Genomic DNA, 16,255 nt, shown 5'->3' with positions numbered 1-16,255 from the left:
TGCATTATTGGAGTAAATCGAATTATCCAGAAGGTCAAGCAGGCTGCAAATGAGTAGCGTATGAGCTTGATAAGGAGATCGCCATGTTACTTCATCGACATACATACTACGGCTTGATTCATCATGGAATCAAAACACTGTTACTTGATCGCTTAGGCCACTATACAGAAGAAGAGTATCATCAATATCTGACCCTGATGACTGGTAAATCCACTTGCTTCACGATGTCTCTCGAAGAGCTAGAAGCAACGGTCGATAACTTACTGCGGGAAGGCTATTTAGAAGATGTAAAAACGCTTATTTCCCAATATCAACGTGTGGCTTAAGGTTTAAAACTCTCAACTCTATTGCCGCTTCACGCGGCAATTTTTATTCCTTCCATTTGCTGTTTCGACGTGGAAGAAGCTTGCGGGCTGTACGATATACTAAGCGTTACTATTCTTACCTTAACTTCCTCAGTATTCACATCTTGTCAGATTCCGTTAGACTGTCTTCAATTCAACAATTAGGTAGATTTTGCCATCATGAAGCAGATCCTAGACTTTATACCACTCATCGTTTTCTTCGCTTTATACAAGCTGTACGACATCTACGTGGCGACAGGTGCACTGATCGTAGCAACAGCCATTCAGCTTGTCGTCACCTATGCGCTGTATAAGAAAGTCGAAAAGATGCAGCTAATAACATTTGTTATCGTCACTATCTTCGGCGGCATGACCCTTTTCTTCCACGACGACAATTTTATAAAGTGGAAAGTCACCATCATTTACGCGATTCTGGCGATTGGCTTAGCAGTGAGCCACGCATTGGGAAAATCAGCCATCAAAGGTATGCTAGGCAAGGAAATTACGTTACCTGACGCTGTTTGGGCAAAGATTAACTGGGCTTGGGTTGGCTTCTTCTCATTCTTCGCTGGCCTAAACATTTATATTGCTTACGAATTGCCGTTGGATGTTTGGGTTAACTTCAAAGTATTTGGAATGTTGATCGCGACATTTGCTTACATGATTGCGACTGGCTTTTACATTTATAAACACATGCCAAAAGAACAAAAAAATAACTCATCCGATGTGTCCACTGATGATTAAAAACTCAGTTTTGCTATAATCCGCGACTTCACAGCGACCTTAGGGTCGCTGTTTTGCTCCATGTATCAGTAAACCGCTCAAACAACGTACCGTTTTCAGACCATTCTTGCTGCTGTAAACCAACTTTCTCTGGTCCGGTATCTGCGGTTTTTTAAGGACCTTTGGTTCTAGGTATTTACTATGTTGGCGCTTAGTTTGAGCGCCTTTAAGATTTAGGATGTCACAATGAGTCAAGAAATTAGCTCTCCGAAAGGTCAAATGCTGCTTCGTACCCTTGCAATGCCTGCAGATACAAACGCCAATGGCGATATTTTTGGCGGTTGGATAATGTCTCAGCTCGACTTAGCAGGCGCGATTCTGGCAAAAGAGATCTCTTGTGGTCGCGTTGTCACCGTTTCGGTATCAAGCATTACGTTCAAAAAACCTGTTGGTGTGGGCGATGTCGTATGCTGCTACGGCGAATGCACTAAGATCGGCCGCACATCCATGAGTGTCGATTTGGAAGTATGGGTCAAACCCGTCAAAGCTCACGGTGTTGGCGAACGCTTCATGGTTTGTGATGCGACCTTCAACTACGTAGCCATTGACAGTGAAGGTAAACCACGTCCGGTTCAGAATTAGTCAACCTACAACGCTAACAGTTAGAAAGGACCTCACATTTTCTGTTGTTCACTTGTGAGAGACACAAAAAAGGCGTTAAATTAACACTTTACCCTACCAATTAAGGAACTATGCTATGTGGTATGTCATCTTTTCACAGGACGTTGAGAACTCGTTGGAAAAACGCATGAGCGTTCGCCCACAACACTTGGGTCGCTTACAAAAGCTACAAGACGAAGGTCGCCTTCTTACAGCTGGTCCGATGCCTGCGATAGATTCTGACAATCCTGGTGAAGCTGGATTTACGGGCTCAACTGTCATCGCTGAATTCGCCTCTCTAGAGGATGCTAAAGCGTGGGCAGAAGCCGATCCTTATGTAGCGGCTGGTGTTTACGATCATGTAATCGTGAAACCGTTCAAAAAAGTGTTTTAATTTATGAAAAAATTACTGTGTCTTTTCTTGGTATTTGGTGCTCTGGCTGGCTGTTCATCAACCGATGATAATCAGCGCCAACTTGAGCTTATGGCATCAAACCGAGCAGGAGTCTTGTCTGCGGGCCTCCCTTTAGAGTACGGTCCACTGCAAATAATGCGTGTCTCATCCAACAAAAATGTTGTAGAGATGATGATGATTTATAACGATAGCGCACTCGGTGCAAAGCCGTTAAATCAAGTACTGAATACCAGTATCTATACCTACTGCAGCAACCCAGAAGTTCGCAAGCAAATTGATATGGGCTTGATGTATCGTATTAAGGTACGTAATTCTCGCGGTCAGTTGATGGCAGATGAGTTGGTTTCCGCACAGACTTGTACTCAGGTGAAGTAGCTACAGTAATTTTTGTTGCTTTCGGCATGAGACGATGATTCGCTATTATTGGATAATCTGAAAACGAAAGTTAACAATTAAGAATAGAAAAACGGAGACCACAGTCTCCGTTTTTATTTGCTGTAACGATGTGTTACGCCAGCTCAGCACGGAGCTTCTTCGCCGCTGAAACCAGATTTGCCAATGCGGCTTCTGTCTCCTTCCAGTTTCGTGTTTTCAGACCACAATCTGGGTTTACCCACAAACGTTGAGCCGGAATTTTTTCTGCCGCTTTCTTGATTAAACCTTCAATCCATTCTTCCGTAGGAATGTTTGGTGAGTGAATGTCATAAACACCAGGGCCAATTTCGTTCGGGTAATTGAACTCTTCAAATGCTTTCAGCAGCTCCATATTTGAGCGAGATGTTTCAATGGTAATGACGTCCGCATCGAGTGCCGCAACCGAATCAATGATTTCATTGAACTCGCTGTAACACATATGAGTGTGAATCTGAGTTTCTGGTTTTGCACTTGCCGCAGAGACCTTAAACGCATTTACGGCCCATTCTAAGTACGCTTTGTGATCGCGTTTTTTGAGTGGTAAACCTTCTCGAATGGCTGGCTCGTCAATTTGAATGATATTGATGCCTGCATCTTGCAGGTCAGACACCTCATCACGTAGTGCCAAAGCAAGTTGCTGCGCAATTTCTTGACGTGTGATGTCTTCACGTGGGAACGTCCAACATAAAATCGTTACTGGTCCAGTCAACATGCCTTTCATCTGTTTGCTGGTTAGCGATTGTGCGTACGTCGACCATTCAACTGTGATCGGTTTTTCACGTTCAATGTCAGCAACTACAATGGCAGGTTTCACACAGCGAGAACCATAACTCTGTACCCAACCAAATTTGGTCGTTTGAAAACCCGCCAAGTTCTCAGCGAAGTATTCCACCATGTCGTTACGCTCTGCTTCACCATGAACTAGCACATCTAGGTCGAGCGCCTCTTGACGTTTTACTGCGTCAGCAATATGTCCTTTAAGTGCTTGGATATATTCAGACTCAGATAATTGACCTGTACGATAAGCGCTGCGCTGCACCCGGATTTCACCCGTTTGAGGAAAAGAGCCGATTGTCGTTGTTGGCAACAAAGGCAAGCCCAATACTTCAGCTTGATGCGCAGCACGCTCCGCGTAAGGTGCGCTGCGCTCGGCAAGTGACGCAGTAATACTGTTTAAACGTGCTTGAACTTGTGGCTTATTCACATGCGTTGCCGTTTTACGTGCTTTGATTGGCTGGCTATAGGTATCACAAGCGAGAATCGCATTTTGGTCACCATCGAGCGCTCGGCCAAGCAAGGCGACTTCTGCCACTTTTTGTTTTGCAAAGGCAAACCAACTTTTTACTTCTTCGCTCAGTTCTGTTTCCAGTGCTAAATCAACAGGGCTATGTAGCAGAGAACATGAACTGGCAACCCAAAGTTTGTCGCCCAGTTTCTCTTTGACTGGCTGTAGACGCTCGAGTTGGGCACTTAAATCTGAACGCCACACGTTACGACCATTCACAACGCCGGCAGAAAGCACCCACCCCTCCGGTAACTTGGCAACCACATCGTCAAGCTGCTGAGGGACGGCAGATAAATCGATATGCAAACCATCCACCGGTAGCTCTACAATTTTGTCTAGCGTATCGCTTACGGAGTCAAAGTACGTCGTTAGCAGCACTTTTACATCGCTTCGAATCACTTGGTAGGCTAGCTTAAACGAATCAGCCCATTTGCTTTCTAGCTCCAGTGACAAAATTGGTTCATCAATCTGAACCCACTCAACACCTTGACTTGCTAGCTTTGCCAAAATAGCTTGGTAAGCAGTAAGTAAGCGTGGTAGCAGGGTTAAGCGGTCAAACCCTTCTTCGACCTCTTTGCCCAAGTAAAGGTAACTGACTGGGCCAAGCAAAACAGGCTTCACTTGGTGGCCAGCTTGAAGCGCTTCGTTGACTTCTTCAAACAGTTGCGGCCAGCTCACTTCAAACGTATCGTCCTTGCTGAACTCAGGGACAATGTAATGGTAGTTTGTGTTGAACCATTTGGTCATATCCGATGCCGCAGCGCCCGCACAGCTGCAACCCGCCTGAGATTGACCGCGACCCACTTTAAACAACGTATCCAGGTTAGGGAAACCATCAGCGTGACGCTTTGGCACATGACCCAATAGCAACGTGGTCGTCAGTACATGATCGTACCAAGCGAAGTCGCCAGCGGTGGCAAAACTCAGACCAGCATCCGTTTGTGTTTGCCAGTTTTTGGCGCGTAGATCTGCCCCAACCTTTTTAAGCTCAGCTTGTTCAATTTCTCCTCGCCAGTATTTCTCCTGAGCGAATTTTAATTCTCTTTTTTCACCGATACGTGGATAACCTAGTACGTGCGTTGTTGTAGCCATGTCCCTATTCCTTTTTCAATCTTGTTTAATTTGTTTGGGTCAGAGTATCTTTCGTCATGAAAGATGTCTGGATGGCTAAACTATCGCTCTCATCTGCGGTTTGAACAACGTCCATTTATTCAACTTGTTTATTAAAAAAATTCATCATGAGGCGACATGATTCGCAAATAAACACAACAAATAGACGTCTAGACGTTTACATATCCATTTTTTGTCGTTAAGTTATTTACACGATTGCTATTCTGTTCATAGCGAGCAACAAAGGATGAAAGGAATTCATGATAGAGCTAAAACATTTGCGGACACTCACTTCGCTTCGAGACACTGGCTCTCTAACGGCAACAGCGACCGCTTTACATCTCACTCAGTCGGCACTGTCTCATCAGATCAAAGATTTGGAGGCGCGAATTGGAGGGCAACTGTTCCTGAGAAAGACTCGTCCGGTGAAGTTCACTTCAGAGGGAGAAATCCTATTGCGTCTTGCAGAAGATATCCTTCCGAAACTCGCAAGAGCAGAAAATGATTTAGCGAGCTTGAAAGAAGACGTCAATGGCCGATTACATATGGCCATTGAATGTCACTCTTGCTTCCAATGGCTAATGCCTGCACTTAGGGAGTACCAACTTGCTTGGCCTAGCGTAACATTGGACTTTTCCTCTGGTTTTGGCTTTGAACCACTCCCAGCTCTATTGGCAGGCGAACTCGATCTCGTTATTACTTCCGATATCCAACCTCGATCTGAAGTCCACTACGAGCCTCTATTCGACTTTGAAATGCGTTTAATTACCGCAACCAACCACCCATTGGCGGAAAAAGACATTATTGATCCGCAAGATCTCGCAGATCAAACCATGCTCTCTTATCCGGTTCAAAAACAAAGGCTAGACGTCGTAAAACACTTTCTTCAGCCAGCAGGAATAGAACCTGCGAAATGGAAGCAAGCCGACAATACTCTCATGTTAGTTCAGATGGTCTCTGCTGGATTAGGGGTGGCGGCACTACCCAATTGGGCGATTTCTGAATTTTCTCGCCAAGGTCTTATTACCAGTAAACCTTTCGGCCAAGGCTTATGGCGTCGCTTGTTTGCAGCAACGCGTCACTCAGAGAAAGAGAAGCGTTACTTACAAGCTTTTTTCGCAACCGCGAGGCTACAATGTAAAAGCCACCTTGACGGAATCAAGGTGGCTTAAAAGATTTGGGTTATGAAAGGCTTAGCGTTGATATGCTTTAAATTGGTTAGTCAATGGGTCGTACTGATAACCGAGCATATCAAGCTTGCCGACTACAGACTCTACATCCATCTCATACACTGATACTAACTCGTCAAAACTGTCGCACTCTAAACGTAGCTTTTCGTTGACGATACCTAGCAAAATAGTGCTGTCCAGATTACCTACATTGCTTAAATCCATCGCGGCTCTCCTCTTCGACAAGGTATATAAACAAGCGTAGTAGTAATCACGCGAATTTAAAGTGAGTGCGATCTAAAACGTGATCACCTTATACCCAAGCACCAAGAAAGCACTTGGATATAAGCTGTCTAGCTTTGTCTTTAGAATAGAGGTTAAGCCGCGAGAGAGAATAAACCTTGCAGGCTCGTCATCGACGCGAGTGCTAGAAACAAGGCAACGCTCAGTTGCACCTTTTCTGGTTTCTTATGCGTAAAAATATGCCAACACCACACAATAATTGAAGAAATTAGCATAGCTAAAGACAGCAAGATCGGCTGTGTCGCAGCGTTTAGTGTGGCTTCATTTAACTGGTAAGAAGCAAACAACGTTGCGATGACTAATAGCATTCCAGACACAATGCCCGTAACTGGTAAAATACGGTGAAATGCCTGTAATCTGCTGCGAGCTATCGTAAGCAGCAATTGAGAAAATGACGCCCCAAGGAAAAATATCATTAGCGCCATCGCTATCGATGCTGGCCAGCTTGATTGCTCAAATACTTGAATACTCACATACGCAAAGGCCAAACCATTCGCTAAATGCATCGCCCATAGTGGCCCTTTTTCACGCGTTTTCTTGGTTTGAACCTGAGAATAGAAGTAGAAAATAGCAAACACGATCATAAATGCTTCAATGCGAAGTGACGCAACAGCGAGCCACAATACAGCTACTGCAGGCAACATTTTATGAAGACGTCCTCGCTGACCAGGACAAATATCGCCCTTGATTAGAAGCAAAGTCAGTAGCGCTTGTGCGCCAAATAGCATCGGAGGGAAAGTAACCAGCAATTGTTGAATCATGTTGAATGCACGCTCAAAAGTCATTTTGGGGGGCGATAATATCAAATCAACTATCGCCAAACCACCGAAAGTCGGCCCCCAAATGAGCTAAAACGGTAAGACAATTTTATTCACAGAGAAGCAAGATACTTCAACGCGTCTTCCTGCGTTAAAACTCCACGGTACTCTTCTTTGGTATTACACAGTACCCAAGGGAAACGAATCCCGGTTTTAACCAACTCTCGAATAACAGAGACAGGTAAATCCTCATCAACCAACACAAATTCGGTGCTCATTATCTGATTAACAGGACGTTTCCAAATTCGGCTTTCTCGTTCAGTTTCTCGCTCTGTTCCCATCGAAGGCGTTAGGTGTAAATTCACCGTCTCTTTCGTAATTAACCCAACACAACGATTTTCATTGAGAACAACTAAAGGCGAGCTTGGATTCAAATTCATGTACTCCACTGCCAAGGAGAGCGGTTCTCCAGGGTCCATAGACCTGACTTGTTCATGGCTCAAAGATTGCAACACATCACTTTGCTTAGACTCAATCGCGATGTCAGAGAACAGATGCTCATAACTGTCCGCTTTATCCATCAAATCGACAGGCACGGCAGCAGAAAATAGAAAGCCCTGCATGTAATCGACACCGATTTCTGCCAATACTTGAAGTTCTTGCTTAGATTCCACGCCTTCAGCAACCACTTTTACATTCATTTGCTGTGCAAGCTCGGTGACCATTTTCACAATGTTATAGCTGGTGCTCCCTTTATGAATGTTCTTGATGAATTTTCGGTCTATTTTCAGTAAATCAAACTGCCCTTTTTCTAGATAAGAAAAAGAAGAATACCCAGTACCGAAGTCATCAATCGCGATCTCAACGCCCTCTTTCCGCACTTCCTCTAGAGCTCGAGTATGCTCCTCATCTTGTTCAAAATACGCGGTTTCTGTTAGCTCGATAGTTACTCGCTTAGGGTCTACACCACTGGCTTTAATCAAATCATGCGACCGCTGAAGGATCTGAAGAGAATCCAATTTCGTGTTGAGGGAGCGATTGATGGTCACGCCCACTTCCTCGCCATAAATTTCTTGTAAGCGCGGAAAGTGCTTCAACGCAGCTTGGCAGACCACGTCATCAAGTGCCGCTATGAGTTCTAGATCTTCAATAATAGCGATCATCTTTTGCGTACAATACGCATCATTTTTCATCATAAAAGCGTGCGAGAGCCTCGAACTTAACCACTCTTCCGGTTTGAACGTCGATAATCGGTTGAAAGTAAACGTCCACTAGCCCACTCTCTATTTGCGCCTCCAAAAACGCCTCGAGATGTTGGCGCTTCACTAATTCAGAGTGAAGTTCACTGTCGTAAAAGTTGAAATAGCTGCCTTCACCGGAAATAGAGGACAACATCGCTTGCGCTGCATGTGCTAGCGCTTGTCTTGGTCGGTTCGTATCATAGCCAAGGATTGACACACCAGTTTGGCCTTTAACGATAGTGGCATGCATTTTTGTGCCCATTTCATTTCTAAGCTCATTAAAGAATCCTTTCATGGCAATTTGGATCAAACGAACCGGGCTCAACCATTGACAATGAGGGGTCTGCAAGCATACGACAAACACATCCCGAGATAACTGCCCCGCAATACTGGTGTAGCGACTTCGCATAATAAAATCTGCAAAACCTAATTGCTGTTCAAGCAAGTATCTCTCCGAAAACGTGGGTCTGAGTGTCATAACAATGTTGAGTTCTTTATTTCTGCTTTCATTCGCTAAGTTAGCTAATTGGAGTTCAAATTCTTTCCTCGTTGGTAAAAAGGCAGCCCAATCATGCTGTTGTTCACAACGATTTTTCATCCACAACAACGAAGCAGAAATATCCGTAGAAAATCCGAGATAGAGAATTCGTCCAGAATGAAACGTAAGTCGGTAAATACAAAGATGATGAGCTTGGTTGCTACCGTTTGCTGTTTTGCTCAGCAAGTTACCACACCAACATCCTTCATCATTAATTTGCTGCCACAGCTGATCATAAAACGCTTGGCTATGGTGAGAGGTACTGAAAATATGAGTTTTAAGCCCAACCAGATCTCGGTTTTGATAGCCCATTTGTAACTCAAAGGCACGGTTACAACCTAAGATGCGCGTATCTTCATCGGCAACTAAAACGCCTACATTTGGCAAATCAAAAATCGTTTCGAGAATTTTCGCTAACTCCTCGCAACCAGTGATTGTTAATTGTGGAATGATAGTGCCTTGGATAATGCGCTTATTGAGCCTTTCAAAACTAATAGTAACGTGCACTAAGTTAACGTTTTTTAGCATCATGCAACAAGAAAACCGCCCCCGTCCGCCAAAGAGTTCCACTTCTAGAATTCGTTGTTTTAGCGTTTCTTGTTGCCCCATCAGCATATGATCAAACAAGTTATTTAGGCTGGTTACTGGCGTACTTATCCCAAATGCCTTTGCCATTCCTTGCTGATCACATTCGAACTCGCGAGTATCAATATCGTAAGACCACTCTATAACAGGAGTTAGACTGGAAGTCGTTTGCATTTTTGGATGCACTGTTGTCGTAGATTCACTCATACCCTAGCCCCTTTTTTTGTAATTAGCCCAAGGCTCAAAATTCACAGTCAATTCGCGACATTCCAGTTGGGACCTGCCGATCCTCTTTATAGATGGATTGTGTCAACGATAAGCCTATCGACTTAGAACTATTTCCAGAGCAGCTCAGCCTTTTGCATTTAATATGCACTAATTTGATTATAGGCTTTACCCCATATAAGCACACCATTGCTTATGATTTGTATTAAGATTGCGACATTTTTCATGAACCGATCTATAACCATGAGGCTTTCAAGGTGAAATTAGACAGAAAATCGCCGATAGAGCATTGATATTTTTACAAACCAAATAAAACTCGATGAACTAAGCTTGAATAGATGAGTTTGTTATAGATACCTGATAATCAAATCGCTATAATTCGCGCTCCCTGGAACAGAGAGCAAAATATGACCAATAACATCACTCCTATTCATGAGTACAAAAAATACTGGGCAGAGTGTTTTGGTACGGCACCTTTCTTGCCGACCAGTCGCAAAGAAATGGATGCCCTAGGATGGGATAGCTGTGACATTATCATTGTAACCGGTGACGCTTATGTGGATCACCCAAGCTTTGGTATGGCTATCATTGGCCGCCTGCTAGAAGCACAAGGTTTCCGTGTCGGTATCATTGCTCAACCAGAATGGCAAAATAAAGATGCGTTCATGCAACTTGGTAAGCCAAATCTGTTCTTCGGGATCACTGCGGGTAACATGGACTCCATGATCAACCGTTACACCGCGGATAAAAAGCTTCGTCACGATGACGCGTACACACCGAATAACGAAGGTGGTAAACGCCCAGACCGCGCAACGTTGGTATACTCTCAACGTTGTCGTGAGGCTTACAAAGAAGTACCTATTGTTTTAGGTGGTATCGAAGCCAGCCTACGCCGTGTGGCACACTACGATTACTGGTCAGATAAAGTTCGTCGTTCAGTACTGTTTGATGCAAAAGCAGACATCCTACTTTTTGGTAACGCAGAACGCGCACTTGTCGAAGTAGCACATCGCATCGCAAACGGCGAAGACATCAGCACCATGACCAATATTCGTGGTACTGCCGTGAACTTGCCAGCGGCGCCAGAAGGCTACACGGTTATTGACTCTTCTCGCATTGAAAAACCTCGTAAAGAAGCGTTCGTACCAAAGAACCCATACGAAGTAGAAACTCAGTGTGAAACTAAAAAAGACGAGCCTGTTGCACAACCAATCACGATTCGCCCATCACGCCACGATGCTGCGACGACTGCGGTCCGTTTACCTTCGTTTGAAAAGCTAAGAAACGATCGTATTCTTTATGCGCATGCAAGCCGTGTACTGCATTTAGAAACGAACCCGTACTCTGGTCGAGCGTTACTTCAAAGCCATGGTGATCGTGAACTTTGGGTAAACCAAGCCCCAATCCCATTGACGACCGAAGAGATGGATTTTGTGTTTGGCCTGCCTTACGCGCGTGTCCCTCACCCTATGTACGGCAAAGCAAAAATTCCTGCGTACGACATGATCAAGACGTCTGTAAACATCATGCGTGGTTGCTTTGGTGGCTGTTCTTTCTGTTCGATTACCGAGCATGAAGGTCGAATCATTCAAAACCGTTCGAAAGAGTCTATCATCAACGAGATTGAAGAAATTCGCGACAAAGTTCCAGGCTTTACCGGCACAATTTCCGATCTTGGTGGCCCGACTGCAAACATGTACCGCCTGGGCTGTAAAGATCCAAAAGCGGAAGCGAACTGTCGTCGTCCTTCTTGTGTATTCCCGGGCATCTGTAACAAGCTAAACACAGACCACAAACACACGATCGATTTATACCGCGAAGCGCGTAAAGTTGAAGGCGTGAAGAAAGTGATGGTTGCATCTGGCGTACGTTACGACCTTGCGATTGAATCACCAGAATACGTGAAAGAGCTCGTGACTCACCACGTAGGCGGTTACTTGAAGATTGCACCGGAACATACAGAGAAAGGTCCTCTTGATCTAATGATGAAGCCAGGCATGGGTACGTACGATCGCTTTAAAGAGATGTTCGAGAAATACAGTGCAGAAGCAGGCAAGAAGCAGTACTTAATCCCTTATTTTATCTCTGCGCACCCAGGCACAGAAGACGAAGACATGCTGAACCTTGCTCTGTGGCTGAAAAAGAACAACTTCGAATGTGACCAAGTACAAAACTTCTACCCTTCGCCAATGTGTAACGCAACGTCGATGTACTACTCAGAGACAAACCCTCTGAAACGCGTGAAGTACAAAAAACGTGAAGATGTACCTGTAGCAAAAGGTGAACGTCAACGTCGCCTGCATAAAGCGCTGTTGCGTTATCACGATCCAGCAAACTGGCCAATGATCCGCGAAGCCCTAGTCAGTATGGGTAAAAAACATTTGATTGGTGACAAACAAGGCTGTCTCGTTCCTGCAGAAGACATTGAAGCACAAACACCTGCGCAACGTCGTAAATCTGGTCGTCACGGGGCAAACCGCTTTGCAACCAAACATACCAAAAACCAACCAGGCTTCGGTGGTCATTTGAACAAACGCTCTGAAGGCGGTTCAAAAGATGGTAAACCATCTGGTAACCGTAACGGTTCTGGCAAAGCTACAGGTGGTCAACGCCCTGCAAGCAACGGCCAACGTCCTAGCGGCAACGGTGCAAACCGCCCGGCAGGTAGCAAGCCGCAAGGACAAGGCAAACCAGGTGGTCAACGTAAACCAAAGCGTCGCTAATTATTTAGAGCTTAAATACTAGAAAGGGCTCCAGAGTTAACTCTGGAGCCCTTTCGTTTTGTCGGCTCATTGAGGCATCACTAATAACTCAAACTTTGATTCAATCAATACAAAAAATGGTAAACACCAAACAACTTATTGGAAAAACAAACAATTATTTGATTGAAGCAAAACCATAAAAATCTAACTCATTGATTTTTAATTGCTTTATTTTGGTGCGATATTTGCGTAACAGAATAAAACTCTTAAACATGGGCTAACGATGAATAATCCACTTCCCCCAAAAACTTCTATGTTCTGGTATGACAACAGCTATACCTATGAGGAGGCCGTTCAGGCATTTGAAAGCGATGGTACACTGAAATCGCTGAATATCGTTCCAACCACGGAATCCGATGATCTTGCTGGCTCCCCCCCAGAGCGCAGTATGTTTTGGGAGGGAGAAACAAAAAAAATCGATCCGCCACCGCCGTCTGAACCAGAGCCTCTCAATTTAAAAACTGAGAAAGAAGCAACGGAAGCATCACCTGCGCACTTTATCCCAGTCCGCTATGCCATCGATCAGCTAGAAACAGAAGAGACACAACCTTTTGGTTTGCCTGAAGAATGGAAAGGCCAAGGCCCAGCCAAACTCAATACCGTTGGTTACACCCTGCGTCAACTGCGCGACGGTTGGCTGTATGTCTATGATGCAATCAACAAAAGCTTAGACGAATACGAAATCAAAGGAACGCAATTCACGCTCTATAAGTTGGGAGAATCAGAAAGCCCAAAATCAGAGCAGCGTGGGACACCACAAGATGCAAAGCCCTTCCTTACTTACGTCAACGGAAGCGTACTATCGATTTGCTTCTCTGAGCACCGGTGGACATGGCACACGTTCATGCGCGTACTTAACAATCCGAGTAATCATATCGATCGCATGCAAACCATTGTTCTGTCCTCAAACGAGAATCAGCACAACATTGCACCAATAGATAAGTTAACCCAAGTCGCTGATATTGAATCTTCTACCGTCGATGATGGTCGCTTTGCGGATTCTGGCATCGCCACCAAAGCAGATGAAGATGGTTCTGTCTTTAAACCTGTCGCAGTCGAAAGCGATTTAACCTCTGCGATTCCAGAAGAAGAATCAGGCTACTTCGTCGCGATAAAAGATTACGCCGCAGACATTCAAGATATGTCACTGCATTTTGTTGGTGCCGCAAGCCCTTACCGCCTTTTCACTGACCAGTTTTCAAACCAGTGGAACTTGATGCAGACCGCCATGCAACTGTGTATGTTTGGTGCAAGTGACGAGATAGACATGCCAGCTAGCGTTAAGCGTAACGGCGAAGAGCTGTCGTTTTATACCGACATGGCTGACTATTATGACTCCTCTCACCAACTTGATTTGGCAGAGCAGAACAAAAGCTCAGTTCAGTCCGGCTATCCTGCTAAATTTTCCGCTGGAGCGATTGAATCACACCAACATACCCAAAGTGACATTGCTAAAGCGATACAGGACAAATATCGAATTTCTGCGAGCCGTTTTGGTAAATACGAACAATGGATAGCGACTGAACGCTGGCGTCAGCAGCTCAACTGGAAGCAAATGCTGAGCGAGATGCAAGAGCTGTCAGAACAAAAAGAAACCATGCTAGCCCAAGTGGTTTCGGTCAAACGCGACTTTATCGCAGTAATGGAGTCCTTAACGCCGCATCATCTCGAAAGAACCTTCGACCTATACAGCGAAGACACGCAGTACAGCTTGTATCAACTACACAAGCAAGCGGTTGAGTCATTTACTTTGGTGATACAAGAAGAAGACCGCCAATGGGCTGAAAGCCAATGGGAGAAACCAACCAGTTTACTTGCTCTCTATGCCTCTGGGTTTAGTCGTAGTTTATTTAAAGTGATGGAGAAGAATATTACAGAGGCGCTTGATGAACAGTCGATCGTCTCAGGAAATCCTGAACCTGATAATCAGTTGATGGACCAGATATCTGATACAAGCAACCGCGTGAATATGTACTCTAAGATCATGGACTTTGTTTCCAACCCAAACACTGCGGAAACAGCCTTTCTCAAAGATATCGCCAAAGGCTTCCAAGAGCTGGATATTATTTTTAAATCTGCAATAGGTGCGCTTGCAAAAGGCGTTGTAGAGTTTGGTGTTAGCATGACCTCACAAGTATCAATTTCGCTGATGCCTGTTTTCGCTAAACCTCTGAACCGTCATAGCTATTATTTATTTGCCGTTATTGCAGAACATATGGCACACAATATGCCCGTAACAATAAAAGAAGGTTACGCTCACGATTTTAAAAAATGGAAAACACGCGTAAATGATTATCTGATTAAGCTCGAAAAAAACGATGCAATCATTGCTGACTTCCAGAAAAATAACCGCAAAGCTGACTCTAAATACACAACAGCTTTAAAAAATAAAAAGACTATTAAGAAGGCTCTCGCTGTAGCTACATTGGAGTACCCGCAGTACATTGAGTTACCTGATGATCTACCTCAAAGAACCATCGAGCTTAGAACGCGGATCGTGATGAATAAGCTCAATGATTTGAATAAACTGTTCGAGAATGCCGGTGGTCTAGGCTTTCTGGCATTAATATTTAACTGCATCGCGCTTGGTGATGCCATGAGCAGTATTCAAGACACGGGGTTAATGTCCTCAGATGAATTTTTGGATATCCAGCAAAAGTTATTTTACACAGTCAACGCTTGGACAGGTGTTCGTACAGGTAAGTTATGGGAGAAAGTGAAGGGTGAACCTAGGTTAAGGTCACATTCATATAATGTCTTAAAAAAGTTAGTGAATAGAAACGAAGATACCTTTAAAAACTTAAACCTTGATGACCTAAAGGTATTCAATAAATGGCTAGCAATCACAGGGGCTTTAGGTGCGTTAGCTTCGGGTATTGAGGCTTACCGTTCTTGGCAGAGTGCTGACAAAGTTTATGGTCAAGAAAAATATCTGCATGTAGCAAATACCCTAGTATTAACAGCAATGTCAGCTGTCGGTATATTCCAAGTATACGGAGGGTTAACTGGACAATTTGCATTAAACTTATCCTTTGGCGGGCCTATAACGGCCGGCCTGGTTATTCTCACGATTGCATACCTGGCCATCAATTATAAGTTGAATAAACTGAAACAAGATGATTTCCAAAAATGGTTAGATAAACTGCCTTGGGGTTATCACCCGACTCGCACTCAGTGGAGCCAATCTTCGAGCTTACCCGAAAGAGAGAAGCATAATTCAGCATTGGTTCAGCAAGCGCTGTTTGACTTACAATCTATTATTCAACAGCCTACGGTATACCATCAACCTATTGAAAAAGTACAAGCTTACCCAGGTTACACACATCGTGAGTTAATCGGTTTGGAAGTGCATATTCAACTGCCAAGGCGTGCTGCAACGAATGGTATTACGTTGAGAACTAACAGCAAGGCAACAGAAGATGATTTGATGTCAGGCTCGTGGCATCAAAACGCAGATTTAGTCACGCTACAAACTCAAGATCAAGCGAGCAAAGAATCACTGGTGTACAAAGTAACCTTGCCAATTGAAGAAGCAGATCATTACCTTGCAATGCAAGTAGCTTACGATGTGGAAGATGATGCCCCTGCTAAGCGTGAGTATTGGTTCCAAAACGGCATAAAACAGAGTGCAACTTATGGCATTATTTCAGACAATATCAAACAAGACATAATTAAAAAAACACTCACCCCCGCTGTTGGCACACTAGGTTTTCAGGAGTAACC

General features: G+C 44.3%; 11 protein-coding genes and 1 pseudogene. 8 read left to right on the top strand and 4 right to left on the bottom strand.

The genetic code is table 11. From position 1 onward, the window contains the following. Positions 1 to 83: 83 nt before the first annotated feature. The 5 genes from J4N40_RS05790 (at position 84) to J4N40_RS05770 (ending at position 2,517) form a co-directional block, all read left to right on the top strand. The gene (locus tag J4N40_RS05790; protein WP_017634694.1) at positions 84 to 326 is read left to right on the top strand and encodes a hypothetical protein; all 243 of its coding nucleotides are present in this window, start codon (positions 84 to 86) and stop codon (positions 324 to 326) included. Positions 327 to 524: 198 nt separating this feature from the next. Then, positions 525 to 1,088: a septation protein A gene (locus J4N40_RS05785; protein ID WP_005376769.1), complete on the top strand. Its 564-nt coding sequence runs from the start codon at positions 525 to 527 to the stop codon at positions 1,086 to 1,088. Positions 1,089 to 1,313: 225 nt separating this feature from the next. Then, positions 1,314 to 1,709 carry an acyl-CoA thioester hydrolase YciA gene (gene yciA / locus J4N40_RS05780; RefSeq protein ID WP_005376768.1) on the top strand — a complete coding sequence of 132 codons (396 nt, stop codon included), beginning with the start codon at positions 1,314 to 1,316 and terminating at the stop codon, positions 1,707 to 1,709. Positions 1,710 to 1,824: 115 nt separating this feature from the next. After that, on the top strand, positions 1,825 to 2,121 hold the full coding sequence (locus J4N40_RS05775) for a YciI family protein (protein ID WP_017634695.1): 297 nt from the start codon (positions 1,825 to 1,827) through the stop codon (positions 2,119 to 2,121). A 3-nt stretch (positions 2,122 to 2,124) separates the two neighbouring features. Next, a complete protein-coding gene (locus J4N40_RS05770; protein ID WP_054574761.1) occupies positions 2,125 to 2,517 on the top strand; it encodes a GspS/AspS pilotin family protein in 393 nt (130 codons plus the stop codon). A 133-nt stretch (positions 2,518 to 2,650) separates the two neighbouring features. Here the strand turns inward: J4N40_RS05770 and metE are convergent, their stop codons facing one another. After that, positions 2,651 to 4,933, bottom strand: coding sequence for a 5-methyltetrahydropteroyltriglutamate--homocysteine S-methyltransferase (gene metE, locus J4N40_RS05765; protein WP_250654419.1), 2,283 nt, complete (start codon positions 4,931 to 4,933; stop codon positions 2,651 to 2,653). Between the two features lie 278 nt (positions 4,934 to 5,211). Between metE and metR the strand changes: the two genes are divergently transcribed. After that, positions 5,212 to 6,123, top strand: a complete 912-nt coding sequence (gene metR, locus J4N40_RS05760; protein WP_065274681.1) for an HTH-type transcriptional regulator MetR — start codon at positions 5,212 to 5,214, stop codon at positions 6,121 to 6,123. A 21-nt stretch (positions 6,124 to 6,144) separates the two neighbouring features. On the opposite strand, the gene J4N40_RS05755 is transcribed toward metR, so the two are convergent. From J4N40_RS05755 to J4N40_RS05745, 3 genes and pseudogenes are all read right to left on the bottom strand, one after another. Next, positions 6,145 to 6,345 carry a DUF4250 domain-containing protein gene (locus J4N40_RS05755; protein ID WP_005376762.1) on the bottom strand — a complete coding sequence of 67 codons (201 nt, stop codon included), beginning with the start codon at positions 6,343 to 6,345 and terminating at the stop codon, positions 6,145 to 6,147. A gap of 152 nt (positions 6,346 to 6,497) precedes the next feature. Then, positions 6,498 to 7,208, bottom strand: a complete 711-nt coding sequence (locus J4N40_RS05750; RefSeq protein ID WP_005376761.1) for an HI_1241 family integral membrane domain — start codon at positions 7,206 to 7,208, stop codon at positions 6,498 to 6,500. 86 nt (positions 7,209 to 7,294) lie between these two features. Continuing rightward, positions 7,295 to 9,752, bottom strand: a pseudogene (locus J4N40_RS05745) (EAL domain-containing protein). A 425-nt stretch (positions 9,753 to 10,177) separates the two neighbouring features. Between J4N40_RS05745 and J4N40_RS05740 the strand changes: the two are divergent. Both J4N40_RS05740 and J4N40_RS05735 read left to right on the top strand, forming a co-directional pair. Beyond that, positions 10,178 to 12,493 carry a YgiQ family radical SAM protein gene (locus J4N40_RS05740; RefSeq protein WP_213965728.1) on the top strand — a complete coding sequence of 772 codons (2,316 nt, stop codon included), beginning with the start codon at positions 10,178 to 10,180 and terminating at the stop codon, positions 12,491 to 12,493. Positions 12,494 to 12,755: 262 nt separating this feature from the next. Next, positions 12,756 to 16,253 (top strand): T6SS effector BTH_I2691 family protein, encoded by a 3,498-nt coding sequence (locus J4N40_RS05735; protein WP_250654418.1) that lies wholly within the window; start codon positions 12,756 to 12,758, stop codon positions 16,251 to 16,253. Positions 16,254 to 16,255: the final 2 nt, after the last annotated feature.

The organism is Vibrio sp. SCSIO 43097 (assembly GCF_023650755.1).
GTDB classification, from domain to species: Bacteria; Pseudomonadota; Gammaproteobacteria; order Enterobacterales; family Vibrionaceae; genus Vibrio; species Vibrio alginolyticus.
The sequence above is the reverse complement of the archived record's forward strand: the minus strand, read 5'-3'. Positions and strand labels throughout refer to the sequence as shown.